The sequence below is a fragment of the Rhizobium halophilum genome, assembly GCF_021648825.1.
GTDB lineage: Bacteria > Pseudomonadota > Alphaproteobacteria > Rhizobiales > Rhizobiaceae > Neorhizobium > Neorhizobium halophilum.
Window position 1 is genome coordinate 31,896 of sequence record NZ_JAKJHS010000005.1, and the last position, 24,763, is coordinate 56,658.

15 protein-coding genes and 1 pseudogene are annotated in these 24,763 nt (G+C 58.8%); 13 read left to right on the plus strand and 3 right to left on the minus strand.

Features of this window, described 5'->3' with window-relative positions; translation table 11 throughout:
- The first annotated feature begins 120 nt into the window (after positions 1 to 120).
- From mscL to galE, 3 genes are all read left to right on the plus strand, one after another.
- Complete coding sequence (gene mscL / locus LXM96_RS11435; RefSeq protein WP_239998624.1) at positions 121 to 549, plus strand: large conductance mechanosensitive channel protein MscL; 429 nt, start codon at positions 121 to 123, stop codon at positions 547 to 549.
- Positions 550 to 646: 97 nt separating this feature from the next.
- Positions 647 to 1,816 (plus strand): pyridoxal phosphate-dependent aminotransferase, encoded by a 1,170-nt coding sequence (locus LXM96_RS11440; RefSeq protein ID WP_239998625.1) that lies wholly within the window; start codon positions 647 to 649, stop codon positions 1,814 to 1,816.
- Positions 1,817 to 1,967: 151 nt separating this feature from the next.
- Positions 1,968 to 3,002: a UDP-glucose 4-epimerase GalE gene (gene galE / locus LXM96_RS11445; RefSeq protein WP_239998626.1), complete on the plus strand. Its 1,035-nt coding sequence runs from the start codon at positions 1,968 to 1,970 to the stop codon at positions 3,000 to 3,002.
- 64 nt (positions 3,003 to 3,066) lie between these two features.
- Here the strand turns inward: galE and LXM96_RS11450 are convergent, their stop codons facing one another.
- Positions 3,067 to 3,291: a hypothetical protein gene (locus LXM96_RS11450; RefSeq protein ID WP_239998627.1), complete on the minus strand. Its 225-nt coding sequence runs from the start codon at positions 3,289 to 3,291 to the stop codon at positions 3,067 to 3,069.
- 248 nt (positions 3,292 to 3,539) lie between these two features.
- Between LXM96_RS11450 and LXM96_RS11455 the strand changes: the two genes are divergently transcribed.
- Complete coding sequence (locus LXM96_RS11455; RefSeq protein WP_239998628.1) at positions 3,540 to 4,499, plus strand: 1-phosphofructokinase family hexose kinase; 960 nt, start codon at positions 3,540 to 3,542, stop codon at positions 4,497 to 4,499.
- A 130-nt stretch (positions 4,500 to 4,629) separates the two neighbouring features.
- Positions 4,630 to 5,937 carry a universal stress protein gene (locus LXM96_RS11460; protein WP_239998629.1) on the plus strand — a complete coding sequence of 436 codons (1,308 nt, stop codon included), beginning with the start codon at positions 4,630 to 4,632 and terminating at the stop codon, positions 5,935 to 5,937.
- Here LXM96_RS11460 and LXM96_RS11465 read toward each other — a convergent pair.
- Positions 5,934 to 6,677, minus strand: coding sequence for a response regulator (locus tag LXM96_RS11465; protein WP_239998630.1), 744 nt, complete (start codon positions 6,675 to 6,677; stop codon positions 5,934 to 5,936). The genes LXM96_RS11460 and LXM96_RS11465 overlap by 4 nt on opposite strands.
- Positions 6,678 to 6,796: 119 nt before the next feature.
- Here LXM96_RS11465 and LXM96_RS11470 point away from each other — a divergent pair, with 119 nt between their 5' ends.
- Positions 6,797 to 7,552: a Crp/Fnr family transcriptional regulator gene (locus tag LXM96_RS11470; protein WP_239998631.1), complete on the plus strand. Its 756-nt coding sequence runs from the start codon at positions 6,797 to 6,799 to the stop codon at positions 7,550 to 7,552.
- 18 nt (positions 7,553 to 7,570) lie between these two features.
- Positions 7,571 to 9,496: pseudogene (locus LXM96_RS11475) on the plus strand (PAS domain S-box protein).
- 43 nt (positions 9,497 to 9,539) lie between these two features.
- Here the strand turns inward: LXM96_RS11475 and LXM96_RS11480 are convergent.
- Complete coding sequence (locus LXM96_RS11480; protein ID WP_239998632.1) at positions 9,540 to 10,172, minus strand: DUF6030 family protein; 633 nt, start codon at positions 10,170 to 10,172, stop codon at positions 9,540 to 9,542.
- Between the two features lie 382 nt (positions 10,173 to 10,554).
- Between LXM96_RS11480 and LXM96_RS11485 the strand changes: the two genes are divergently transcribed.
- The 6 genes from LXM96_RS11485 (at position 10,555) to LXM96_RS11510 (ending at position 24,490) form a co-directional block, all read left to right on the plus strand.
- A complete protein-coding gene (locus LXM96_RS11485; protein WP_239998904.1) occupies positions 10,555 to 11,763 on the plus strand; it encodes a polysaccharide biosynthesis/export family protein in 1,209 nt (402 codons plus the stop codon).
- 138 nt (positions 11,764 to 11,901) lie between these two features.
- Complete coding sequence (locus tag LXM96_RS11490; protein ID WP_239998633.1) at positions 11,902 to 19,326, plus strand: type I polyketide synthase; 7,425 nt, start codon at positions 11,902 to 11,904, stop codon at positions 19,324 to 19,326.
- Positions 19,327 to 19,397: 71 nt separating this feature from the next.
- The gene (locus LXM96_RS11495; RefSeq protein ID WP_239998905.1) at positions 19,398 to 20,759 is read left to right on the plus strand and encodes an aminotransferase class I/II-fold pyridoxal phosphate-dependent enzyme; all 1,362 of its coding nucleotides are present in this window, start codon (positions 19,398 to 19,400) and stop codon (positions 20,757 to 20,759) included.
- Positions 20,760 to 20,769: 10 nt separating this feature from the next.
- On the plus strand, positions 20,770 to 21,570 hold the full coding sequence (locus LXM96_RS11500) for an SDR family oxidoreductase (RefSeq protein WP_239998634.1): 801 nt from the start codon (positions 20,770 to 20,772) through the stop codon (positions 21,568 to 21,570).
- Between the two features lie 92 nt (positions 21,571 to 21,662).
- Positions 21,663 to 23,237 (plus strand): LTA synthase family protein, encoded by a 1,575-nt coding sequence (locus tag LXM96_RS11505; RefSeq protein ID WP_239998635.1) that lies wholly within the window; start codon positions 21,663 to 21,665, stop codon positions 23,235 to 23,237.
- Entirely contained in the window at positions 23,234 to 24,490 is a 1,257-nt protein-coding gene (locus tag LXM96_RS11510; RefSeq protein ID WP_239998636.1) for a capsule biosynthesis protein, read from the plus strand. The genes LXM96_RS11505 and LXM96_RS11510 overlap by 4 nt, the downstream gene beginning before the upstream one ends.
- Positions 24,491 to 24,763 lie beyond the last annotated feature (273 nt).

Below are 24,763 nucleotides of genomic sequence, written 5' to 3' on the forward strand. Positions count from 1 at the left end.
GGAAATCATGCGGCTCTTGGCATAAAGTTCAATGGGTTGAGGTCATGCCGTCTGGACAATCCAGATGCGCGTGCCAGGTTGATGCTGTTGAAGAACCTCGCCTCGAGAAAGGAAGCGCAAATGGCAGTCGTGTCGGAGTTCAGGTCGTTCATTGCCAAGGGCAACGTCATCGACCTGGCAGTGGGCATCATCATTGGCGGCGCCTTCACCGGCATCGTCAACTCCCTCGTCAATGACATCATCACGCCGATTGTCGGTGCGATCATCGGGGGCATCGATTTCTCCGACTATTTCGTCCCGCTCTCCTCCACGGTAACGGCACCGACGCTTGCCGCCGCAAAGGAGCAGGGCGCGGTTTTCGCCTATGGCAGCTTCATCACGGTCATCATCAATTTCCTGATCCTGGCCTGGATCATCTTCTGGATGGTGAAGGTCGTGAACCGGATCCGCATCAAGGAAGAAAAGCAGCCGGTTGAAGCGGCCGCCGCTCCGCCGCCGGCAGACGTGCTGCTGCTGACAGAGATCCGCGACCTGCTGAAGACGCGCTAACCGACGCATCACACAAATCGATGCCAGCCTCACGGAATCTGATGGGATTCAGCGGGGCAGGTGGGCTATGAGAACGCTCCAGCCGGAGAAGTTCTGCATGTCTTTACTCGATAGCCTCAGCCCCCGCGCGCGTGCCGCTCCCGAAAGCGGGATCGTCGAGGTCATTAATTATGCTCGCAATCGTGAAGGCCTGATTCCGCTCTGGGCAGGCGAGGGCGACCTGCCGTCGCCGGACTTCATCAACCGAGCAGCCAGCGAGGCGCTGCTCGGAGGCGAGACATTTTATACCTGGCAGCGCGGGATTCCGGAGCTGCGCGAGGCGCTGTCCAGGTACTATGCCCGCCACTTCACCGTCTCGCTTCCCAGCGACCACTTCTACGTCACCGGTTCCGGCATGCATGCGATCATGCTGGCGGTTCAGGCTTTGACGGAGCCGGGCGACGAACTGATCTACCTCTCTCCGGCCTGGCCGAACATCGTTGCCTCTGTCGAAATCGGTGGAGCGAAGGCAGTGCCGCTGACGCTGGACTTCGTTGATGGCGGCTGGTCGCTCGACGTCGAGAAGCTCGAGCGGCTGATCACGCCGCGCACGCGGGCTTTGTTCATCAATACGCCCTCCAATCCAACCGGCTGGACCGCCTCGCGGGACGAACTGGCCGCAATTCTGAATCTCGCCCGCCGCCACGGCCTGTGGATCATCGCCGATGAGATTTACGCTCTCTACCACTACGGCACTGGCACGCGCGCCCCCTCCTTCATGGACATCATGGAAGAGGGCGACAAGGTGATCTTTGCCAATTCCTTTTCCAAGAACTGGTCGATGACCGGCTGGCGGGTCGGCTGGCTTGTGGCGCCGCCGGAACTGGGCCAGGTCATCGAAAACCTCATCCAGTACTCCAATTCGGGTGTCGCGCAGTTCCTGCAGCGGGGCTGTGTCGTCGCGCTCGATCGTGGTGATGAGTTCGTCCGCGAAAATATCGGTCGCGCCCGGATCTCCCGGGATCTGCTTTGCGATGCGCTGATTTCCACCAATCGGGTCGATACCTTGAAGCCAGAGGGCGCACTCTATGCTTTTCTCAAAGTCGACGGTGTAACGGACAGTCGTGCAGCCGCACTTGATATCGTGGACAAGGTGCAGGTGGCGCTCGCACCTGGCTCAGCTTTCGGTCCGGGCGGAGAGTTATTCCTCCGAGCCTGCTTCCTTCGCGACCCAGCTCAGGTGCGCGAAGCTGCGGACCGACTCGCAGACTACATCCTGAAGCTCTGAACAGAGCATGATAAGTAAAATATGAATGAAATCGAGAACCACGCCTTAGTCGTCCGGAGCAATAAACCCGCTCGGGCGAGCGCGCGGTAAGCTTTGGTGAAGCAGAACGGTGCTTCGCTTCCTGTCAGTCAAAAAAGGCAGGAGTGTTGAAATGGCCGTTCTTGTTACCGGCGGTGCCGGCTATATCGGAAGCCATATGGCGTGGGCTCTGCTCGATGCAGGCGAGGACGTGGTTGTCCTTGACCGACTGTCGACGGGATTCCGTTGGGCAGTGCCGCCAGCGGCGCGCTTCTACCTCGGCGATGTCGGTGACCGCGACATGCTGGCTCAGATCTTCGTCGAGAATGAGATCGAGGCCATTCTGCATTTCGCAGGTTCGATTGTGGTGCCGCAGTCGGTGACGCATCCGCTCGAATACTACGAGAACAATACCAGCAATACCCGCCTGCTTGCTGCCGCGGCCATAGAGGCCGGGGTCCGTCATTTCGTGTTTTCTTCCACCGCTGCGGTCTACGGGGACCTTCCAGATGACACGCCGGTGGTGGAGACGGCGCCGACGCTGCCTAAGAATCCCTATGGGCAGTCCAAGCTGATGTCGGAGTTGATGCTGAAGGACGCGGCGGCAGCACATGATTTCCGCTTTGTGGCGCTGCGATATTTCAATGTCGCGGGCGCTGATCCCGCAGGGAGAACAGGCTTGTCGACGGAGGGAGCCACGCACCTGCTCAAGATTGCATGCGAGGCAGCCTTGGGGCAGCGGCCGGGAGTGGAAGTCTATGGTACCGACTATCCGACGCATGATGGCACCGGTGTCCGCGACTACATTCACGTGTCAGATCTAGTAGGTGCGCACCTGATGGCCCTGCGGTATCTGCGGAGTGACGGCAAGTCGCTTATTGCCAACTGCGGCTACGGTCGAGGCTATTCCGTTCTTGAAGTACTGGAAGCAGTGAAGCGAGCCAGTGCACGTGAGTTCTCGGTTACGCATTCCCCCCGACGGGTGGGAGATGCGGCTTGTGTCGTGGCCAACTCCACCCTTGCCAGGGAATTACTGGGCTGGGTACCGCGCCATGACGACCTTGGGCAGATTGTAAAGACGGCCCTTGCTTGGGAGCATACCCTGGTCGAACGTCAAGGAACCGGCCTGGACTCCATGCGCAGACGCCTGGTGGCTGCTGCCTTCTGATCCTGCGATCGAGGCCGCTTCACGGTCGTGTGGCCTCTTGTAGCTCGGCAAAGCGGCTGCCGGATCAGCAATGGCCGCGAGCTTGCTCCAGTGTTTCGGCCGCGGACAGGCGCTGATAGAAAAGCTCGGCGCGCGTTTCGCGCAGCTGCGCCAGCTTTTGCCGCATCTGCTCTTCGGCGGCCTGGTCGAGCAGATCGGCAAACGCTTCTGTGTTGAGGCCGTCAGCCTTGAGCAACAGCTCGATCAGCGGATCAGTCACGGCCTCCTTGATGGTAAGATCGATCGACATGACTTCTACCTCCTATGTCTTTCACCCATAGAGACCGAATGAGACGGAATTATTTCAACGCCGCTGCCGCGCTACGATTTGTTCAGGAATTGGGCCGCCATGGATGTAGCTGCTTGACGCGACTTGGGTCCGGTTGCGCTTTCCGCTAGCTTCAGCCGACATGCCGCGTCGTAAAAGATGCGGTCATCTTTGTCGGAAATGCTGCCTCCGACGTTATGCGGCCTGCCAAACCTGAAGATGGAGAAGTCATGACATCCGTGCTCTGTGTCGCCCTCAACCCCTCGATCGACCTCTCCAATGAGACGGATCAAGTGGCCCCGACACAGAAGGTTCGAACCCGCAACCAGCGCCAAAACATTGGCGGGGGCGGCGTTAACGTGGCTCGCGTACTGGCGGAACTGGGGGAGAAACCGGATCTTCTCGTAATGGCGGGCGGGGCGACCGGCGTGGTGTTCCTCGATGCGGTCCGCCAGATGCCTGTCAACCTGCACTGCATCCCGATCCAAGGCGCCATCCGTATTGCCTTCATGGTCAAGGAGATGAAGACGGGACGGGAGTATCGGTTCGTCCCCGAGGGGCCTGAAGTGAGTGCTGAAGAATACGGAGAGGTGCTGCGCTTTCTGGAGCATACGGCGGCGGATTATGTGATTCTGAGTGGAAGCCTCCCCCGAGGCGTACCCATGAACGCCTACGCTGAGATGGCGCGACTTTTCGGCCAGGGGAAAACGCGCTTCATTCTCGACGCTTCGGGAGAGGCTTTGAAAGAGGCTTTGGACATTGGCGGGCTCTTCATGATCAAGCCAAGCCTCGATGAACTGGAAGGGATCGTGGGTTACCCGTTGGACGAAGCAGGCGCGATTGCCGCCAGCCAGGATCTTATCGGCCGAGGTGCGGTTGAGCATGTCTGCGTTTCCATGGCCCGGAAAGGAGCCCTCCTGGTGAGTGCCGCGACAGTGACCAAAGCGCCTTCATTCAACGTGCCGGTCGGTTCGACCGTCGGTGCCGGCGACAGCTTCGTCGGCGCAATGGTGTGGGGGTTGATCCGGAACTACCCGATCGAGGATGCCTTCCGACTTGGTGTCGCGGCCGGCGCAGCGACCGTGATAAGCCAAGGAACCGATCTCTGTAAACGTGACGATGTTTTCGAACTCTACGAGCGCGGGGAAACTGCCTTCGTGGGGACCTCACGCGCTTCGGAGCAGCTATGATCGGCAGATCATTTCCACGAGCTGCATCCTAGGATCTGAAAGCCTTACCCTCGCAGTGAAGATTTGACCAATATCATGGCAGGTGGCGCCCCAGCAGCTAGTCTCTTCCGCAAGACAGAGGAGCAAAGGCATGGCGTTCAAGACCATCATGGCGATCATTGGCAACAATGATGTTCAAAAGGACATAAGTCAGGCGATCAAAGCAGCTTGCGAGATCAACGCCCACTTGACGGTTGTTGTTGCCGGGGTGGCCGGGGGACCTACGGTCGGCGATTATCCGGTCGGCCTGGGTTGGCTGGAGCAGCGCGACGAGGACCTAAAGGTGCTCACGACGGTGCGTGAGCAGGTAACGGAGCGCTGTAGATCGGAAGATCTCTCCTTCGATGTTCAGGTCGCATTCGCGGAGCGATCCTTCCTGGAGCAGGCAATCCTTCAGAGGGCGCTCTACTGCGACCTCGCCATCATCGGTCAAGGTGTCGTGAAGGCGAGGGATCTCCTTCGTACTTTGGTGGATGCCATCGTGTTTCATGCGCATCGTCCACTGATCCTGGTGCCGGAGGACGTTGAATTCTCGCTGAAGCCCAAGAGCATACTCCTCGCGTGGAACTCCAAGGTCGAGGCAGGGCGTGCCGCCCGAGAAGCTCTCGATCTTCTCGCGCATGCAGAGCAGGTTCACGTGACAGTAGTCGATCCCGATGCGCTTTACGGACGCAATGGCGAGCAACCAGGTGCCGATGTTGCCACCTATCTTGCCCGGCATGGAGCCAATGTGGTTGTGGATCAACTCGCGAGCGCGGGCCGAAGCGTGGAGGACGTCCTGCAGCAGCATGCTCTCGAGACTGCAGCGGACCTTCTCGTGATGGGAGCTTACGGGCATTCGCGAATGCGCCAGCGCATCTTTGGCGGCGTCACCGCCTCAATTGCAAGAAACCAAGGTGCCGGTTCTTCTGGCTCGGTAGGAGGGGCAGCAAGTGCTGCCGATGATGAGAAAATGTTCTTGAGCTTTGAGATAGAGAAACTGAGCCAGCAAGACGTTGCGCGTTCTTTTGCAGTCATACAGCCTGTTCTTCCGACGCTCGACCTGGAGACCTGGAAAGGCTTCATGAACGCGGGAGAGCAGCGGAGACATTGGGCGGCGGCGAAAGATCATAGAGGTTACATCCATGCCATCGCCAAGATGGTTCCAGTCAAGCACCCGCTTCTCGGCGACCTGCTGGAGGTGCCTTTCTTCAGGACCGTAGGCTTGCTGGAGGAAGATGACATTGGCAGCCGGTTGATAGAGCTAGCGAGGCGGGTCGCGCAGAAAGAAAGATGCGACGCCATACGCTTCTGGACGAACCATCAGTCCCTGCTGCATCTGATCGATGTTCCGCCAGAGCCATCCGATGGCAGCGGCTGCACGATCGTTCAAACCCATGGCAGCCGAACGCTCCACTAATCCTTTTTTCGCTCCACCGTGCCAGTGAAGACGTAACCGATGCCGCGAACCGATTTCACCAATTGCGGATGCTTGGGATCAGTTTCGATCTTGCGTCGCAGACGGACGATCTGCGCGTCCACGGCCCGGTCGAAGGCTTCCAGTTGTCTGCCGCGCGTCATGTCCATCAACTGATCCCGGGTCAAGACACGCCCCGCATGGGTGACCAGGACGGTGAGCATGTCAAATTCGCCGGTCGTCAGCTCCACATGTTCGTCGCTGGATCTTCGCAGCTCGCGGCGGTTGAGGTCGAGCGACCACCCTTCGAACACAAGGACCTGACCTGTCGGTCCATTCCTGGCGGCGCTGGGCGCAGCGCCTCGCCTTCGCAGAATGGATTTTAGACGCGCATGCACCTCCCGAAGGTGAAAAGGCTTCGCGAGGTAGTCGTCGGCGCCGACTTCCAACCCGACGATCCGGTCCACGACGTCATCGCGCCCAGTTAACATAATGGTCGGCACGTCGGAATGAGTGCGGATCTCGCGCGCCAGTTCGAGCCCGTCTTGTCCGCCCGGAAGTGACAGATCGAGCAGGATGGCATCGAAATTCCGCTGTTTCATGCTGCTCCGCATCTCTCGCCCATCGGCGGCGCAAGTGACCGAATAGCCTTCGTCCTCGAAATAGCGAGCTAGCATGTTTCGGATACGCACATCGTCATCGACAACGAGAAGGGCAGGATGAGGGCTGGTTTCAGTTATCATGATCGGCGGGAACTGGACCGTTACATAGCGTTACACAATCGCACCAAATGTCACAGCTCCAGCATTCGCCTGTTACGGAGGTAGAGTCAACTGCAACCATTGAAGAACGGGGATGAACAATGTTTGCACAGGCCGCCACCACCAAGTCCGCTTTCGCGAGGCAAGCGCCAGTAAGTTCGCAGCGAAGGGACTGCCTTCACACGCTCTTTGCAAAGCAGCCGGTGGAGCACTTGTCTGCCGCACAAATTCTGTTCTTCCAGGGCGACGCTGCAGCATCCATCTTCGAAATCGTCCAAGGCACGCTGCGGATCATGCGCATTTTGCCCGATGGCCGGCGCGTCATAACCGGCTTTCTTCATGCTGGTGACATTCTCGGCATCTCGTTCAAGAGCCAGTATATCTATAGCGCCGAAGCGATCAACGACGTGGTGATCCGGCGTCTGTCTCGCAAGGCTTTCGAGAAGGAGGTCGCAAGCTCCGATGAACTTCGACCGGCGGTCTTTAAGCGGATGTCTGACGAGATGGCCGCAGCCCAGGACCAGATGGTCCTCCTTTCGACGAAGAATGCCGAAGAACGTCTATGCAGCTTTCTTCTCGTGGAGCTGCAAAGGGCTCTGCGGATGGGCGCGCGTGAGGCCGTCGTCCCCCTTCCGATGACCCGTCTTGATATCGCCGACTATCTCGGCCTTACGATCGAAACCGTTTCGCGGACCATGACAAAGCTGGCGAACAAGGGGGTCCTGGCCGCATCCGGTCGTCATGCCGTGAAAATTCTACGCCGTACCCTGCTTGCGCAACTCGCAGGAGATGGCGATGAATGGGATGAGGATCGGCGTTCGGCATACGGCTCGGCCGAAGAGCGTCGCGCCCACTAAAAGAAATGGAAGTTGATGATGGATGAAGCGGCGGCATTTCCCCAGGCAGGAACCGGTGATCTGGATGCGGCGCTCAGACTTCTCGATCATGCCAATCTCATCGTCCATGGCGAAGATGGAGTAATCCTCCGGTGGACGGAAGGTTGCGAAACCCTCTACGGCTGGCGGCGGGAGGAGGCGCTCGGAAAGATTGTTCACGACTTGCTGCAGACGCATTTTCCCGAGTCACTGGCCGACATCAGTCACCAGATGCGTACCGCGGGGAGTTGGGAGGGGGAAGTTGTCCACCGCCACAAAGGAGGCCGTTCAATCTATGTCGCCAGCCGATGGGTTGCGGCCGGTACGCGCACCAATAATTCCGAGAAGATGATCGTCCAAATGAATAGCGACGTGGCCGACATGAAGGTGGCGGAGAACAACTTGGCGGAAAGAGAGGCGCACCTGCGCTCCATTCTCGACACGGTACCCGACGCGATGGTCGTCATCGATGAGGGGGGGCTCATAAGCTCCTTCAGCACTGCCGCCGAAAGACTGTTCGGATATCTGACAGAAGAGGTGCAGGGCAGGAACGTCAAGATGCTGATGCCCTCGCCCGACCGCGAAGAAACATGACGGTTATCTCGACCGCTATGTCGCAACCGGTGAGCGGCGCATCATCGGTTATGGCCGCGTCGTCACGGGCCAGCGGAAGGATGGTACGGTCTTTCCAATGGAGCTCGCTGTCGGCGAGACTCGGGTCAACGGAAAACGGATATTCACCGGCTTCGTGCGAGACCTTACCAGCCGCCATAAGATCGAAGAGGAGTTGCGGCAGTCTCAGAAGATGGAGGCGATCGGCCAACTGACGGGGGCCTGGCGCATGACTTCAACAACCTGCTCACGGTGATCAGCGGCAATCTCGAAATGGTCGAAAACAAGATCACGGACGAGCGGCTACTCACCATGCTGCGCGAAGCGCAAAGTGCTGCCGAAGACGGCGCCAAACTGACCGGGCAATTGCTCGCCTTCGGGCGCAAGCAGCCGCTCAACCCGAAGATCGTCGACATCGGCCAATTGGTCTCGGGTTTCTCGGACCTTTTGCGCCGGACGGTGGGTGAGACAATCGAGCTGCGTACGGTGAAAACCGGTGCCGCGAATGAGGCGCTGGTGGACGGCTCCCAGCTTCAGAACGCGATCCTCAACCTGACCCTGAATGCGAGAGATGCAATGCCGCGCGGCGGTCGTCTTTCTATCGAGATCTCGCGGGTAAAGCTCGACGTCGACTACGCGCAGATGTACCCGCACGTGCGCACCGGCGATTATGTCCTGCTCAGCGTGACCGATAATGGCACCGGAATGTCCAACGAGGTGAAGCAGCGGGCAATTGAACCCTTCTTTACGACCAAGGGCGTCGGGTCCGGGACGGGTCTGGGATTGAGCATGGTTTACGGTTTTGCCAAGCAGTCTGGCGGCCATCTCCAGATCTATAGCGAGGAAGGCCAGGGAACGAGCGTGCGCATCTTCCTACCGGCCATCCAGTTTGCGAGCGACGCTGCTTCGACATCCGAGGCGCCTCTCGCGTCAAACAAGACGCTTCCGGGCGGATCTGAAACGATCCTGGCGGTGGAAGACGACGCACGCGTGCGCCGTGTAGCGGTGTCCCGCCTGACCGACCTGGGCTACGCTGTGATCGAGGCGGAGAATGGAGCCGAGGCACTTGCCAAGCTCCGAGAAAACACGACCATTCACCTGCTTTTCACAGATATCATCATGCCCGGCGGCATGACGGGAGATGAGCTCGCAGAGATTGTCCGCGCTGAGCGCCCGGAAATAAAGGTTCTCTTCACCTCCGGTTACGCCGAGCCGGAGATTGCCGGCCGCGAACTCGCTGCCCGTGGGAGCTGGTTGAAGAAGCCCTATACAGCCAAGGAACTGGCCGCTCGCGTACGTGAGTTGCTGGATTGAGTACTAGGGCACCTGACGCGCTGTCCCAAAAGCGGGCACAATCTCACAACGGTGGCTTGGCGCGGAGATCGCCGGCGGGTGGAATGCGAAGACAACCGATAGAGTAAGGTAGCGTGCGGATTGTCTCTGCCCGTAGCAGGGCTTTTCCGCAGTCTTCCGAGAGGCCTTCACTGCGAAGGACAGTCAGGTTGTATCGTCTTGGATCTCCGCTTTCGGGCTGAAAAGAAACACTCAGTCCCTCCAGATCCGAGGAAAAGGCTTTCAACGCGATGACGTGAGACTCCAAGTAAGCACGTGATTCCTCCGACAGCATAAGCGGAAGCTGCGCCAAAAGTTCAGCTGCAAGTCGTGGCAGCGACTTGCCGGAATCTGGCTGCAGGAGATTGATCTTTGCTCTGAAGCGGACGATGTCCCCGACGCCCTGGCCGTTGAGCTGTATAAAAAGCTCGCCAGGGCTTTGTTCTTCACCAGAAGTCAACGAAGCAGTGCACTCCCAGCTTGATCGTGCTGTCTCGCGGAACTCGGGTTGCGCATTTGGACGTGTGGTTAGACCATTGCACCATTCTCTGCCCGAAAAGGAGGCGTCAGGATCGTTGAGCACCGAGGCGTCCATTGTTCTGGCGATAAGGCCGGTAGAAGAGCGCTGCTGGGCGAGACGAGACGTTCTCTGCGCCATTCGCGGCTCACCATAAGCTCGCAGAGTTGAGGTGCTATGGGGTTCCGCAGTCAAGGACGCGGTAATGCCGCTAGATGCAGTGCCTGAAGTAAAGACGGCCACGAGGGTCGCGAGTCGGAGAATCAGCCAACGGCTTAACGAGAACATCCGGCGTTCTTCCCTACTCACGCTTCTCGCGGCATCCAGATGTTTCTCAATGCAGCGCGTCGTTTACAGGCGCTTAAGGGAAGATCTGGCATCCTCATCAAGTTTTCAAGCCCATGATCCAGGGGCGTTCCCACGAACCCTGACACGATACAGGTTGGATTTTTACCCGGCGGTGCCGATCGGCACTTGTTGTCGGCTGCTTCATGTGCTTCAGGTGTGCGCGTAAATGAATGAGATGAGGTTTTTCAGCTTGCGGTGGCAACTTCCTAAGACGATTCTAGTTTCCGTCTCGTTAGTTGGTTGCCAAGCGGTCCCAGGCGAAGGCCCTCTTACCAGCGAAATCATGGCCGACGCCGGTCGCTCCGGATTGGAGCTCGGCCGAATTGATGCTGCAACCTTCGACATCGTCAATGTCGGTGCGCGGTCTGCCCGTCTTGTGTCGGAATATGTTTCCACCGCTTTCCAGCGTCGGTTCGGCATTGGTGGAGGGGTTGGGGCAGTCACGATAGGCGTGGGGGACCAACTCAAGATCACCATCTTCGAGGCCGGTGCCGACGGGTTGTTCTCCACGAGCGAATCAAAACAGACGGTGTTGGATGTGGTCGTCCAGCCCAATGGTACGGCTGTCATACCTTACGTCGGATCCGTGCGCTTCGCAGGAAGAACACTTGAGCAGGCACGCCAAGCCATCCTGGACAGCCTCGTCAACAAGGCAGTCGAGCCTGACGTGATTGTTTCAAGTGTTGATACGGCCTCCCGCAAGGTTACCGTCTCTGGCGCGGTCGGCTCTTCAGCCCAAGTTCCCCTTGGCTTGGTACCTGAGAAGATCACGGATGTTATTGCGAAAGCGGGCGGTCCCACAGGCCCCGCCTACGAGACCTCAATCACCCTTGTTCGGGGAAGAAAGACCGGGAGCGCGCTCCTCAAGACGATCATCGAGCATCCCTCAGAGAACATCTTCGTTCAGCCTGGCGACCAGGTCTTCGTAAGCAGTGAGCCGCGAACCTTTACGCTTTTGGGCTCGGTGAAGTCGAGCGGACGCGTGGAATTCGGTGCGGACGACCTCAATCTCCTCGAAGCTGTCGCAATGGGCGGCGGTGGCAATGACGTCGCCATCGATGCAAAGGGATATTTCCTGTTCCGCTACGAGGAACCGGAAATCGTTATGAACCTTTTAGGTGCAGAGCGCTTCAACGCACTGGTAGCCAAGGGAATGGCGCCGGATCGGATGGGGAAATATCCGATCGTCTATCGGTTTGACATGTCGCGGCCGGACAGTCTTCTCGTGGGGCAGACTTTCCCTGTTAAGAGTAGGGACGTGATATATGCGTCGCGTCACCTGTCGGTCGACCTGAGGAAGTTCCTTCAGCTTATAGGAGCTCCCATCGGAATTGCATCCCAGGGTATAGGCATAGCGGATGATATTTCAGGGCTTTCAAACTAACGCGTTTGCCGGTAGGTGGGCGTAAGAGTATGAACCTGCCGGGCGCAGACAAGCTGAAGTTTTGTCGTACCGTCTCGGAAGATGTAGATTTGGCGGCATGGTGCTTTCTGCCCCGAATAGAAGAAGCGGTATTCAGCTATGACAGTTGAGATCATTGGCAGGGCAAGCATTGCTCCTGGGGCAAAATCTGTTTCAGAGCTGGTCCAAGTACTCAAAGAAGGCCGGTGCACGATAAGTGAGATCTCCGCCGAGCGCTGGGATCGGGCACGTTTCTGGCATCCGGCGCCTGCTACACCGGGCAAGACCTATACCTTTGCTGCCGGTGTCTTGGAAGAGATCTACCACTTTGATCCAGCCGTCTTCGGTCTCTCGAAAAGAGAGGCGATGCAGATGGACCCACAGCAGCGTTTGCTGCTCACGCTGGTCTGGCGCGCGCTGGAAGATGCCAACCTGCCGTCTCGCGCTCTGTCGTCCGAGCGCGTCGGCGTCTACGTCGGTGCATCCAGCCTCGAAAGCGGCAATCTCGTTTCCGAGGATCCGGCCTCCGGCAGTCCTTATTTCATGACCGGCAACACGCTGTCGATCGTCTCCAACCGGATTTCGCACGTGTTCGGCTTCAATGGTCCGAGCATGACAATCGACACGGCATGCTCCTCATCCATGGTGGCTCTTGAACAGGCCGTGTCTGCTCTGGAAGCAGGTCGGATCGACACTGCCATCGTCGGGGGGGTGAACCTCCTTGTGCATCCGCTTTCGTTCGTGGGCTTTGCGCAAGCGCGGATGCTTTCGCCGGAGGGACTGTGCCGCGCTTACGACAACAATGGGCAAGGCTACGTGCGTTCCGAGGGAGGAGCGGCGCTGATTCTCAGGCGGAGCGACAAGGCTCGGCAAGAGGGCGATCGCAGCTATGCCAAGATCCACGCGATCGGCGTCAATTCGTCCGGCCGCACGAATGGCATCAGCCTTCCGTCGAGAGAAGCACAGGCGTCCCTGCTGCAGTCAATCTACGAGAATACCGGGATCGACCCTAACGATCTGGCATTTGTGGAGGGGCATGGAACGGGCACAAGAGTTGGGGATCCCGCGGAGGTGTGGGCCATTGGCCAGGTTCTAGGGAAGAAGCGACGCGCACCCGTGCCGATCGGCTCGATCAAAACTAACATCGGCCACACCGAGCCGGCGTCTGGTTTGTTTGGAATGCTCAAGGCCATGGTGGCGCTCGAGCATGACCTTCTGCCGGCCTCGCTACATATCGAAAGCCTCAATGAGAACATCGATTTCGATGACCTCAATGTCCGCGTCAACACGTCCAACCTGAGCTTGCTCCGCGGGAAGAGACCGCGTTATGCCGGCGTGAACTCCTTTGGTTTTGGCGGCACGAACGTACACGCTGTGATCAGCGATCCAGATCCTGCTTCTGTCGTCGATCCCCCGGGGAGCGAGCCGGCCCTTTTCGTAGCCAGCGCACACTCGGCATCGGCGCTTGCAGGCCTGCTCAGAGAGTACCGAGATCGCATGGCCGGAGCAGATCCGCGTCTTGCGAAAGAAATCGCGCATTCCGCCGCCGCCAGCCGCGACTGGATGCGTCACCGTTTCGCAGTCGAGGTTGCTGACGGCGACAGCCTCCTGGAGGCGATCGACCTCCATCTCGCAGGGGAGGCTTCTGCTGGGCAACAGGGAGAGGCGCCAGTTGTCACTGGAAAGATCGCATTTGTCTTCTCGGGCAATGGTGCTCAATGGGCCGGGATGGCTGTGGATGCCTTCCAAGCCAACACCCAGTTCCGGCAACACTTCGAGGAATTGAGTGCGCTGTTCGAGCATCATCTAGGCGAGAAGCTGACAGATCTGCTGTTTGCGCCGGACCTTGATGTTCGGCTTGCTGATACCAGGCTGAGCCAGCCGCTCCTGTTTGCCGTACAGGCCTCGCTTTCTGATTGTCTCATCGCACGAGGGGTGAGGCCGGAACTCGTCTTCGGTCATTCCGTCGGAGAGGTTGCAGCGGCGTATGCAGCAAAGATCCTGACGGCTGCTGAGGCTGCCGAACTTGTCGCCAAGCGCTCCCGATATCAGCATCGCTTCGCCGGTCAGGGGAAGATGGCTGCCGTCGCGACCGGTGAGGAAGCTGCCCGTGGTTTTGCCCAGCAGCATGGTCTGACGAATATCGAAATCGCGGCAATCAATGCGCCGGAGTCCGTTACCATATCCGGTCCTGGGGAGGAGATCGCCGCGTTCCGCGAAGCCGCGCGGAAGTCTCATATTGCTGTCCACATTCTAGACATCGACTACGCGTTCCACCACTCCGCGATGGAACGGGAGAAGTCTTCATTCCTGCAGGATCTCCCCCAGTTGGAGCCTGCCGAAGGGGTGTGCAGCTTCGTTTCTTCCGTCACGGGCGAAATGGAAGAAGGGCACCGGCTGGATGGCGCCTATTGGTGGAGAAATGTCCGCGATCCTGTTCTGTTTTCTGCCGCTGCGGAAAAAGCAATCGACGCCGGATGCAACCTGTTCATTGAGATTTCCCCGCGCCCGATCTTATCGAACTACATCGGTGCCGTCGCGAAGGGATCCTCAGCAGCGGTCGCCATATGCTCGACCCTCCAGCGTCAGGCGACTGCGCAGGGGGTAGATCCGATCGCGGAGGCGGTAGCGCGTGCGGTGGCACATGGGGCATCTCCAGATCTGTTGCGCCATGGCCTTGCCCGAAACGCCGCCCTCCGGCTTCCATCGCTTCCGTTCGAGGCTACCGACTTACAAGTGTCAGGGACAACCGACGAAGTTGACATCTTCGGCCGCAATGCCCGACATCCCTTCACTCTTCTCGGCTGGCGGACCGATCCGAACAGCGCGCATTGGAAGAACCACGTCGATGCGCAGCTGTTTCCAGACCTCGCTCAGCATGTGGTCGACGGGAAGCCCATCTTGCCGGGCAGTGGGTTCATCGAGATTGCGATCACGGCAGCCCAGCGCCACTATGGAACTGAAAATGTGGAGATCTCCAACCTTGAGATCGTTCGCCCGCTCGAACTTCGTAAGGACCGGATTCTCGAACTCTCCACACGTCTGTCCCCAGACACGGGTGTCATAGAGATTCGCTCTCGTGAGCGTATGAGTAGCGATGACTGGACAATCCACGCTGTAGCTCGCAGTCGCCGGCCATTGGCTTTCCAGGATGGCGATATCGTCATGCCAGCGCAGTCTCAGGAGACGGTTCTTTCCGCCGATCAGGTCTATCAGACAGCCGAACGATTTGGTTTGCAGTACGGCGTGGCCTTCCAGCTGTTGCGGGAAGCAAAGGTCTTTGGCAGCAGAGTGGTTGAGGCCTCATTGGCACTCCCATCGGCTCCGGCGCATCCTTACCTGACGTACAACTTAAACCCGATGTCGGTTGACGCTGCTTTCCATGCGTTGGTGGCGATCTTCGACACTATCGCAGGTGCCGGCGGCGGAGCGCCCTATATCCCGGTCCGTTTCGGCAGTATCCGCGCGGCTGGTGGTGGTACGGGGCGTATCGTCCGGGCTCTGGTAGAGATCCAGCGTTACAGCGGGCATTCGGTGAAAGCGCGGTTCCAGCTCTTCGACGAGCATGGCCAGCGCTGCCTGACGTTGGAAGACTGCAGGTTTCGCCGGGCTTCGCTGCGTCGCCACCAAGGGCTTGCTTCAGTCGCCTTCCACTACGGCGCGGTACCGTCTTCAATCGCGTTGTCCGATAAGACCAATTTAGCGCTCCCGGCCCTGTTTCAGCCTTCGCTGAAGATTGAAACGAACAGCGCCACCCTGCTACTAGACGCTTCCGTTCTACAAGCCTGTCACGAGATTGCCCTGCGATTGACGGATGCGAGCGGTATCATCACGCAGGCTGCGCTACCCGAAGACGATCAGTTCCGTGCGTTCCTGATCAACTGCTTGTTTACGCTGGAAGATGCTGGCATCGCCACTGCGGAGGGAGATAGTTGGCGGATCTCGCAAGAATACACCTTGCCGCCGTTAGCTGAACTTCTGCGGGAGGTTTATCATGAAGATCCAGCCCGTGTCGCCGAAGCGGTTATGGTCAACACAGCGTTTCATGACGCTCTGAACCGCTTGTCCCATGCGGGATCGGCGCCTGATCTGCCGGAGACCCGCGGAGAGGCGACGTTAGATCATCTTTTGCTACATTCTCCGCTAGCAACGAGGCGGATGGAGCTGGTTGAAGAGAATGTGGAGCGGATTCTGCGTTCGACCGGCCGCTGCGTCAGGCAGGTTCTAGAACTTGGAGCGCTCTCCCCTTCGTTCACGGCGCGATTGGCAAGACGCGCGGTTGATCACGGGGCTCAGCTGACAATTGTAGAGCCGCGAGAGGGAGTGCGGCGAAGCCTCGAGCTGCTTTTCGAGAATGACGTCCACGTGAATGTGGTGGACCTGGCTGCGCTAGACACCGTGCCCCTTGCGGATCTGGTCGTTGCCGCAGGCCCGTTAAGCCACGAGCTTCTCCTCAGGGATGAGGACGCGCGTTCCGCAGTGCGCAAAGCTGCAGCGAATGGTGGCATGATCACCGGGGCGGATCGCTCTCCTTCAGCTTTCGATGACTTCATCTATGGACAATACGATAACTGGTTCGAAGGCAGTGCTTCGGTTGAATTCCCCGTTGGCAAACTCCGTACGGTGGACCAGCACAGTGAGTTGATCGCAGAACTGGGCTTCCAGCCTGTAGACCTGCAGGAAGTGCCATTTCCTGAGGGCAAACTGGTGACCATCAGTGCTCAAGGCTCTGCCAGCGCAGCGCCTGATGCAGTGCCGCCGCGGGAAAAGCCGCTGCTTGTCGTAACGGAGAGCCGTGAACGGGTTGCTCTAGACGGCGCTGCCGTGACGTTGGCTGCTGATGGAGAACTCGGCGACGAGGAGCTTCTTTGGGGGGAACAGTTCTCAGACGACCCAACATTCGTATACGTGGCGGATCGAGCAGGTACCTCGGATCCGTCTCGGCTTTCGCAGCGTCGGCTCAGCTTTTTTGGCTCCTTGATGAAGGCGATCACCACAGGCCCTGATGCAGAGACTGCCTCCGTCGTCAGGCTGGTAATCGTGGCGCCGGGTGGTGCCCCGTTGGCGGGTGAAGGCACCGACGAGGCGAACGTCGCGCTTTGGGCGCTCAGCCGCGTCCTGCAAAATGAGTACAGCACGGTCGAGACACATGTGATCGACGCTGAAATGCTCGACGAGCCCGCCTGGGCCCTCATCGCGAAAAGCTTGGACAGTAAGACCGACAACCGCGAATGGGCGCTGAGCAGTGATGGTCTTTCGGAGATTCGAGCCGTAGCTGGACCAGCACAGCCTCAATCTTTGATGACCGCAGACTTCGCGTCAGCGCGAATCTGCCAGCCTGCAGACAATCGGGTGGATAGCATCCGGTGGGAGGCGTGCGACGCTCCAAAGCCCGAAAGGGGTGAGGTTCTCGTTTCAGTCGAGGCGACAGGCCTGAACTTCCGCGACGTCATGTGGGCGATGGGCGTTCTTCCCGAGGAGGCGCTGGAAGATGGCTTCGCCGGCGCGACGATTGGGATGGAATTCGCTGGACGCGTGAGTGCCGTCGGAGCGGAGGTAACGGATCTGACGGTGGGCGACCGGGTCATGGGGATTGGCCCGGCCGCATTCGCTACCCACGTGCAGGTGCGACAGGACGGCGTCACGAAGTTCCCCGATGGAATGGATTCTGCGGCGGCGGCTACGGTGCCCGTTGCATTTCTGACCGCCTACTACGCCCTGGTGCACCTTGCTCACCTCAGATCTGGCGAAACCGTGCTGATCCATGGTGCAGCCGGGGGCGTGGGCCTGGCTGCTATCCAGATCGCCAAGCTGCAAGGCGCCAAGGTAGTCGCAACGGCCGGCACTACGGAAAAACGCCGTTTCCTGGAAACATTGGGAGCGGATCACGTCTTTGATTCCCGGTCGCTCGACTTTGTGTCGGACGTCCACAGGGCGACGGATGGGCAGGGCGTTGATGTTGTCTTGAACTCGCTCTTTGCAGAAGCAATGGAGCGCAGCATCGAGCTATTGAAGCCCTTCGGGCGGTTTCTGGAGCTCGGAAAGCGTGACTACTACTCGGACCGCAAAATCGGCCTGAGACCGTTCCGGCGCAACATAAGCTATTTCGGGATCGACGCTGACCAACTGCTGGTGAATGTTCCGGCGCTGACGAAGGAAATCTTCGAGGAATTGAGTTGCTTGTTCGCCGAGCAAAGGCTGACGCCGCTTCCCTACAGGGCTTTTGCTCATGACGAGATCGGGTCGGCCTTCCGCCTAATGCAAAATGCGGGGCACATCGGCAAGATCGTCGTTCGGCCCCCGGTTGGAAAGAAGGATTCGGTCTTGAGTCCGCCGCAGGGACCGGTTCGGTTCTCCGGTGAGGGGATGTACCTGGTGGCCGGCGGGGTAGGCGGTTTTGGTCTTGCTGCTGCCCATTGGCTCGTGGAACGAGGCGTCCGAAGGATTGCCCTGTGCTCCCGCCGCGGGATCGCAGATGAGCCGACCTTGGAAGCACTGGAACGCTGGAAGGCCATGGGTGTCGTCGCAAGCGTACATGCGTGCGATATCACCGATGAGAGCCAACTGGCCGAACTCCTGGAGGCCCTTCGCGCCATAGCGCCTCTAAGGGGCGTCGTGCATGCGGCTATGGTGCTCGACGATGCTCTTCTTTCGAACCTGACCGCCGAGCGAAACCGGCCGGTTATCGATGTGAAGGTGAAGGGGGCTGATAATCTCCACCGTCTGACGCGCCGGGACGATCTGGAGCTTTTCTTGTTGTTCTCGTCGGTCACCACTCTTTTGGGCAATCCCGGGCAAGCCAATTATGTCCTCGGCAACGGGTATCTTGAAGGGCTGGCGCGTGTTCGCCGTTCTGCTGGCTTGCCGGCATTGGCTGTCGGCTTTGGCGCCATTGCGGACGCCGGCTTCCTGACCCGAAACGCGGAGGTGAATGAACTGCTCGCGAAGCGGATCGGGAAGACCGCGATGAAGGCACGAGATGCACTTCATCATGTCGAAAACTATTTGAGAACCGACCCAGGAACTGTCGCAAGTGCAGCCGTTGTCATTGCGGACATTGACTGGAGCTCTGTTCGGATGCTGCCGATATCCCAAACGGCATATCTTGATGTGGTTAAGCGCGGACTGACTGAGGGCGACCATTCCGACGAGCGCGATACCATCGACCTCGAGAACATGGTTCGCGGGAGGTCGCAGGATGAGGCTTACCAAATCTTGCACCGCCTGCTGGCAAAAGAAATTGCCTCGATACTTCGGGTGACAGAAGAGTCGATAACGCCTGACAAGGTGCTGAAGGACATCGGCCTCGACAGTTTGATGGCCATGGAGTTGGGCATGAGTTTTCAGCAGAAAACCGGCTATGATATTCCGCTCAGCGCCGTGGGTGACAGCACGACCGTTCGCGAGGTAGTCGTGCGCCTGCTGGAACGCGTCTCCAGTCGAGATGCGAATGCGGACGAAAGTTCTGTGGCGGCTCCCGAAGAGGTTAGCCGGTTGCTTCATGTTCATTCCCCCGCACGTCAGGAACGAGGAGGAGCGCGGTGAGCGGCGAAGGGCGTGACGGGGGTGGTGCTGCCAAGCTAAATGCTCAAGCCAAGCACGAGCTGCTTGCAAAAATGCGAGCTGCGAATGAGGCTGCAGGTCGCAACCGATCTGAGAGAGCCAGTGTCGCTGGTGTGCTCTCCGCGCGCGCGCCGACGAAGTTCATCGACTTGCCAGAATACAGGCGGGTTGAGCTGCAACGCAGTGCAAGTGCGGCCATCGGGGTATCGAACCCCTTTTTCCGTCACCACGACCGCGCTGCGGGAGCCACGACAGAGATAAACGGTCGAGAGCTTCTGAATTTCGCATCCTACGATTATCTTGATACCAATACGAGTCCGCAGGTCGCGTCTGCCGCGAGGGAGGCGATCGAAAGATATGGTCTTTCAGCTTCGGCCAGCCGCCTCGTTGCAGGCGAGCGCCCCATACATGCGCAGCTTGAAGCCAACCTTGCATCGATCTACGGCGTAGAGGCTGCCGTTTGCTTCGTAAGCGGGTATCTTACGAACGTAACGACCATCGGCTGTCTCATGGGGCCGCGGGATCTCGTCATACACGACGAGTTCATCCACAACAGCGCCTTGGCTGGGATAAAGCAGTCGGGCGCCGCTCGTCGCCTGTTCCGCCACAACGACGTCAAGGATCTGGAAGAGGTTCTGCGCACTGTCGTGGGAGACTTCCGCCGGATATTGGTTGTCGCCGAAGGCATATACAGCATGGATGGAGATGTCGTCGATCTGCCTGCGCTGGTGGATCTGCGCTCCCGCTACGGCTTCTGGCTGATGATAGATGAGGCCCATTCTCTCGGTGTTCTGGGCAGCACTGGCAAAGGCAGCTTTGAGCATTTTGGCATCGATGCCGCGGACGTGGACATATGGATGGGAACCCTTTCCAAGGCCACCTCAAGCTGTGGAGGCTATGTCGCGGGTTCTCAAGCGCTGATTGATATCCTGAAGGCGGAGGCTGGTGGGTTCGTGTACAGCGTCGGTCTGGCGCCGGTGTTAGCGGCAGCAGCGAACGAGAGCCTGAACATCCTGCGTTCAGAGCCCTCGCGTGTTGCAAAGCTTCACCACAACGGATCCCGCTTTCTGGAATATGCAAAGAGCGCCGGCCTGAACACGGGCCGCAGCCAGGGATATTCCGTCGTTCCGGTTCTGGTTGGGGACTCATTGCGTGCGGTGCAGCTCTCCCACGATCTTCTCGAAGACGGCATCAATGTTTTACCGATCATCTATCCTGCTATTCCAGAGGGCACGGCGCGGTTGCGCTTTTTCATGACCTCCCGCCACACAGACGACCAACTGGCGCTTGCGGTCGAAGCGACGGCGCGCCGCCTTAAGAAACTTGAGACGAGAAACTTCGGCTTGGCATCTCTCAACATCGACCAGATGATGCAGTTTTCGGCGCTGATGCAGGACGTTGCGACTTCAAAGTAGGGGAAGTCCGATGCATGTCATCATCACCGGCGGGTCGAGTGGGATAGGGCTGGCAATCGCTCGGATATACGCGGGTAGGGGCGACCAGGTGACCGTCGTCGCACGCGATCTGGACCGTCTTGAACGCGCGCGTTCAGAACTTCTGAGCATTGCCTCCTCGGCGGCGCATGTTCAAGCGATCGCAGCAGATGTTTCCGTTGCGGACACTGTCCTATCCGCTGTCTCGCAAGCCGAACGCGTCCTCGGCCCGTGCGACCTTCTGGTCGCTTCGGCCGGAATCGTAGAACCTGGAAGATTTGACGAGATCGAACCTCATCACTTCGATGAGCAAATAAGGGTGAATCTGACCGGAGCGACCAATGCGGTTCGTGCTGTTTACCCTGCGATGAGAAAGCGCGGCAGCGGCCGGATTATGATAGTCTCATCCGGAGCGGCCCTGATCGGATTGCCGGGATATACCGCCTATTGCGCCTCCAAGTCAGGATTGGGAGCTTTCGTCGAGGCTTTGTCCGAGGAAGCGATGGGTTCGGGCGTAACGATCGGAATTTGTTACCCGCCGGATACCGACACGCCGCAGTTGCAGCGGGAGCTGCTGACAAGGCCAGCCGATGCTCAGATGCTGATTGGCCACATCAAGCCGTGGCCTGCACAAGCCGTTGCTGAAAAGATCGTACGCGGGATCGACCGCGGCTTTTCAAAGATATACGTGGGAGCCGCCCTGGCATTTTTGGGGCGTGGTAGCGTGCTTGTTAAACCGGTCGTTCTCTGGTGGTTTCACTGGCAGGTGAAGCGTCGGAAAAGGCGTGTTTGAACCTCCAGGAGGTCACCGAGCTATGATCGCCGCTTGAGCTTTGTGCGGGTTCGGTAGCGCCGCCATTGCGGAATAATCAGGAAGGGTGATGGGTGGATCTTTTCATACATCCGACTGCGATCGTTGTCTTGGGGTTCGTTGTGTCATGCGCCGCCGTTTTTGCGACGGACCGTTTCGCCATGCCGAAGGATGTACGAGATAGAACAGAAAAATCGGTAGAACGAAGGCCATATCTCGATCCTATCGCAAGGGTCATCGTCGTCGCGCTTATCTTCGCTGCCTTCTTCGCGATCTCCTGGCGCCCCTACTATGCCACTCAGGCGACGATCAGCTTCTTCGTCATATTCACCGGAATCTCGAGGGCAAAATTTGCCTTCATCCGTGAACCGCTGGTTTTCTCAGACATCGCCCTGGTTGCCGATGTGTTCAAGTACAAGGAGATATTCTACGCGACACGGCTGAACGTATTGTTCTGGGTTGTCGCCCTCTCCTACGTTTTCGGGGCAAGCGGGCTGTACATGTGGCTAGAACCCGACCTGTTGCCTGCAAAGGGAGCCCTCTTGTGGGTCTTCGTGATGATCGGCGCAGCCCTGTCGCCGTGGCTTTTGCTCTTCAACAAGGCCATGAACGCATGGATCTACAAAGCCACCTCAAAGCTCGTGGGTAAGCCGCATGTAAAGAAAAGTACCCTCAGATTCGGGACCTTCACCTCCGTGGTGCTGAACTTCATCCTATGGCTGGGCCTGAAGCGGGAGGAGGTGGTTCACCAGATTTCGGCAAAGGTCTCTGCGGCTCTTCATGACCTTTGGCTGCATTCCGAACACCCGACGGCGCCACTGATCGTCGTCTGGCAGTCCGAGTCCTTCATCGACTTGCGTCACTTCGGAGCAGATGTAGCGCTTCCGAACCTCGACAGTTTAAGATCGAAGGCGGCTCAATGGGGGCGGATGACGAACGTCTTCGAGGGCGGGTATACGCTGCGCACGGAGTTCGCAGTCTTGAGCGGGCTTCTGCCCGAGAATGTACACGTCGATGCGAGCTTCCCATATCTTCGCGCCAGCCACTACAAGGATGTGGTGTGGCCCCAAAAGCTAAAGCGGGCGGGATGGCTGACGCACTTCATTCATCCCTACGACAAAACCTTCTTTATGCGGCACAAGGCCATGCCGGAACTTGGTTTCGACCAGATGATGATGCTGGAGGACTTCGATCATGATCCGAAGCGTGATGGCACCTACGTCAGCGATCAGACGCTGACGACGGCGGTGCTGGAGAAAATCGAGCAGAGCTCGGGAAAAACATTCATGTTTGTGGCATCGATGGCAAATCATGGCCCATGGGATCCTAGCCGGTGCCCTGGCCTGACCGACCCCGTGGCGGTCTACACAAGCCTGCTCCAGGATGCCGACAGTGCGCTGGGACGTCTGGCGGATCACCTCGAAACGCTTGAGCGGCCGGTCTGGCTTCTATTCTACGGCGATCACGCGCCGCTTCTGAAGAGCTTCGCCGATCCCTTTCCCGATCCAAGAACGGACTATCTGATCGTGCCGCTGGGGCAGGCGAAGCGGGGCGGTCATCAGCCTGTGGCGGCGCAGGAGGAAGCACCTTGGAACCTGCTGGAGAGGGTCCTGCATTTCGCGGGCCTGAAGCAGGAGGTAAAAGCTTGAGCCATCCACGTCCTGCTCGCGAACGAGCCTTCCTCTTTCTTCAAGGGCCGTCATCTCGCATCTTTGCGCTGATCGCCGACGGGCTGGAAGCCAATGGAGCCCGCTGCTGGAGGATAAACCTCAATGTGGGCGACTGGATATTCTGGCGCAGGAAGGGCGGCGTCAACTACCGGAGCAGCTTCGCCAACTGGCGTGGCTACGTGCGGCGCTTTCTGGCTGAACAGAAGATCACGGACGTCATTGTTCTTGGGGAGGAGCGGCCGTACCACAAGGTGGCAATCGAAGAGGCAAGGAAGCTCGGGGCGCTCATCTATGTCGTGGAGATGGGCTACCTGCGGCCGGACTGGGTGACGATCGAACGTGATGGCATGTCATCAAACTCCCATTTCCCAAGAGATCCTGCGCAAATACGCGAGGCCGCACAGGGGCTGCCTGAACCGGACTGGACCCCGAAATATACGCAAAGCTTCCTAGCGGAGGCCTCACTGGATCTGCTGTACAATCTACCGAATGTCTTTCTCGGCTTTCTGTTTCCGTACTACCGTCGTCATGCTCTTTTCCATCCTCTAGCCGAATATGCGGGCTGGTTTAGACGCTTGAGCCAAGGCAAGAAGCGATCGAGAGAGGCGCGCGAGGCGATCGACCATCTCATCCGCAGCGGCAGGCCGTATTTCGTATACCCACTCCAACTCGAGACGGACTACCAACTCCGTGCGCACTCACCCTTTGCAAGCCAACGGGAGGCAATCGAGCTCGTGCTGCAGTCCTTTGCGCGCGCGGGCCAGCCCGAGGCCCGCCTTCTTGTGAAGATACACCCCCTCGACAACGGTCTGATCGACTGGTCCGCCGTCGTGACCAAAATCGCAAGCCGCATGGCCATTACTGAGCGCGTTCTTGTTGTCGACGGAGGTAACCTTGAGGAAGCGTTCGGATCTTGCCGGGGCGTGGTGACAGTCAATTCCACCGCGGCGCTCTCCGCTTTGCGCCTGGGCAAGCCGGTCGCCGTACTCGGCAGCGCGATCTACCGGGTGGAAGGTCTGTGCGCGGGAAGCGACCTCGACAGTTTCTGGGCCGCCCCTGTGCCTCCAGAGCGTGAACTGGCACAGGCCTTCTTCCGCCTGCTCGCAGCCGACATACAGGTGAGGGGGAACTTCTACTCCTCTGCGGGATCGCTAGCCGCAGCAGAGGCAATAGTTGTCAAGCTGCTGAACGATGCCGACAACGGCGCCAACTGGCGACGTGCCGCTGAGTAGTCTTGTTGCCCAGAAGCCTCGCACACCAGCGCCTGTCTGACGGCCTTCCTTTGGGCTCAGGTATCAAGAACAATGACCTGTTTCCCCGTGTTTCCTGCGGCGTGAGGTCGTCTGTGTCAGGAGCGCAGACAGACGATGCTGCCCATCCATCATGCAACAGCAGATCAACGACAGTTGTGGAGGTGCCGAGGGGGCGGCTTCCTGTTGAGCCATGGCCGCCGGCACGGTGTCAACGACGTCGCCTGCAAGTGAGGCTTGAAAATCGGGAGTACG

Excerpts from the sequence above, each read along its gene's own strand:
- LXM96_RS11470 (WP_239998631.1), top strand. The coding sequence starts at position 6,797 with ATGTTTGCACAGGCCGCCACCACCAAGTCCGCTTTCGCGAGGCAAGCG.
- LXM96_RS11500 (WP_239998634.1), top strand. The coding sequence starts at position 20,770 with ATGCATGTCATCATCACCGGCGGGTCGAGTGGGATAGGGCTGGCAATC.
- LXM96_RS11450 (WP_239998627.1), bottom strand. The coding sequence starts at position 3,291 with ATGTCGATCGATCTTACCATCAAGGAGGCCGTGACTGATCCGCTGATC.
- LXM96_RS11460 (WP_239998629.1), top strand. The coding sequence starts at position 4,630 with ATGGCGTTCAAGACCATCATGGCGATCATTGGCAACAATGATGTTCAA.
- LXM96_RS11495 (WP_239998905.1), top strand. The coding sequence starts at position 19,398 with ATGCGAGCTGCGAATGAGGCTGCAGGTCGCAACCGATCTGAGAGAGCC.
- LXM96_RS11440 (WP_239998625.1), top strand. The coding sequence starts at position 647 with ATGTCTTTACTCGATAGCCTCAGCCCCCGCGCGCGTGCCGCTCCCGAA.
- LXM96_RS11490 (WP_239998633.1), top strand. The coding sequence starts at position 11,902 with ATGACAGTTGAGATCATTGGCAGGGCAAGCATTGCTCCTGGGGCAAAA.
- mscL (WP_239998624.1), top strand. The coding sequence starts at position 121 with ATGGCAGTCGTGTCGGAGTTCAGGTCGTTCATTGCCAAGGGCAACGTC.
- galE (WP_239998626.1), top strand. The coding sequence starts at position 1,968 with ATGGCCGTTCTTGTTACCGGCGGTGCCGGCTATATCGGAAGCCATATG.
- LXM96_RS11455 (WP_239998628.1), top strand. The coding sequence starts at position 3,540 with ATGACATCCGTGCTCTGTGTCGCCCTCAACCCCTCGATCGACCTCTCC.
- LXM96_RS11485 (WP_239998904.1), top strand. The coding sequence starts at position 10,555 with ATGAGGTTTTTCAGCTTGCGGTGGCAACTTCCTAAGACGATTCTAGTT.
- LXM96_RS11480 (WP_239998632.1), bottom strand. The coding sequence starts at position 10,172 with ATGGCGCAGAGAACGTCTCGTCTCGCCCAGCAGCGCTCTTCTACCGGC.
- LXM96_RS11465 (WP_239998630.1), bottom strand. The coding sequence starts at position 6,677 with ATGATAACTGAAACCAGCCCTCATCCTGCCCTTCTCGTTGTCGATGAC.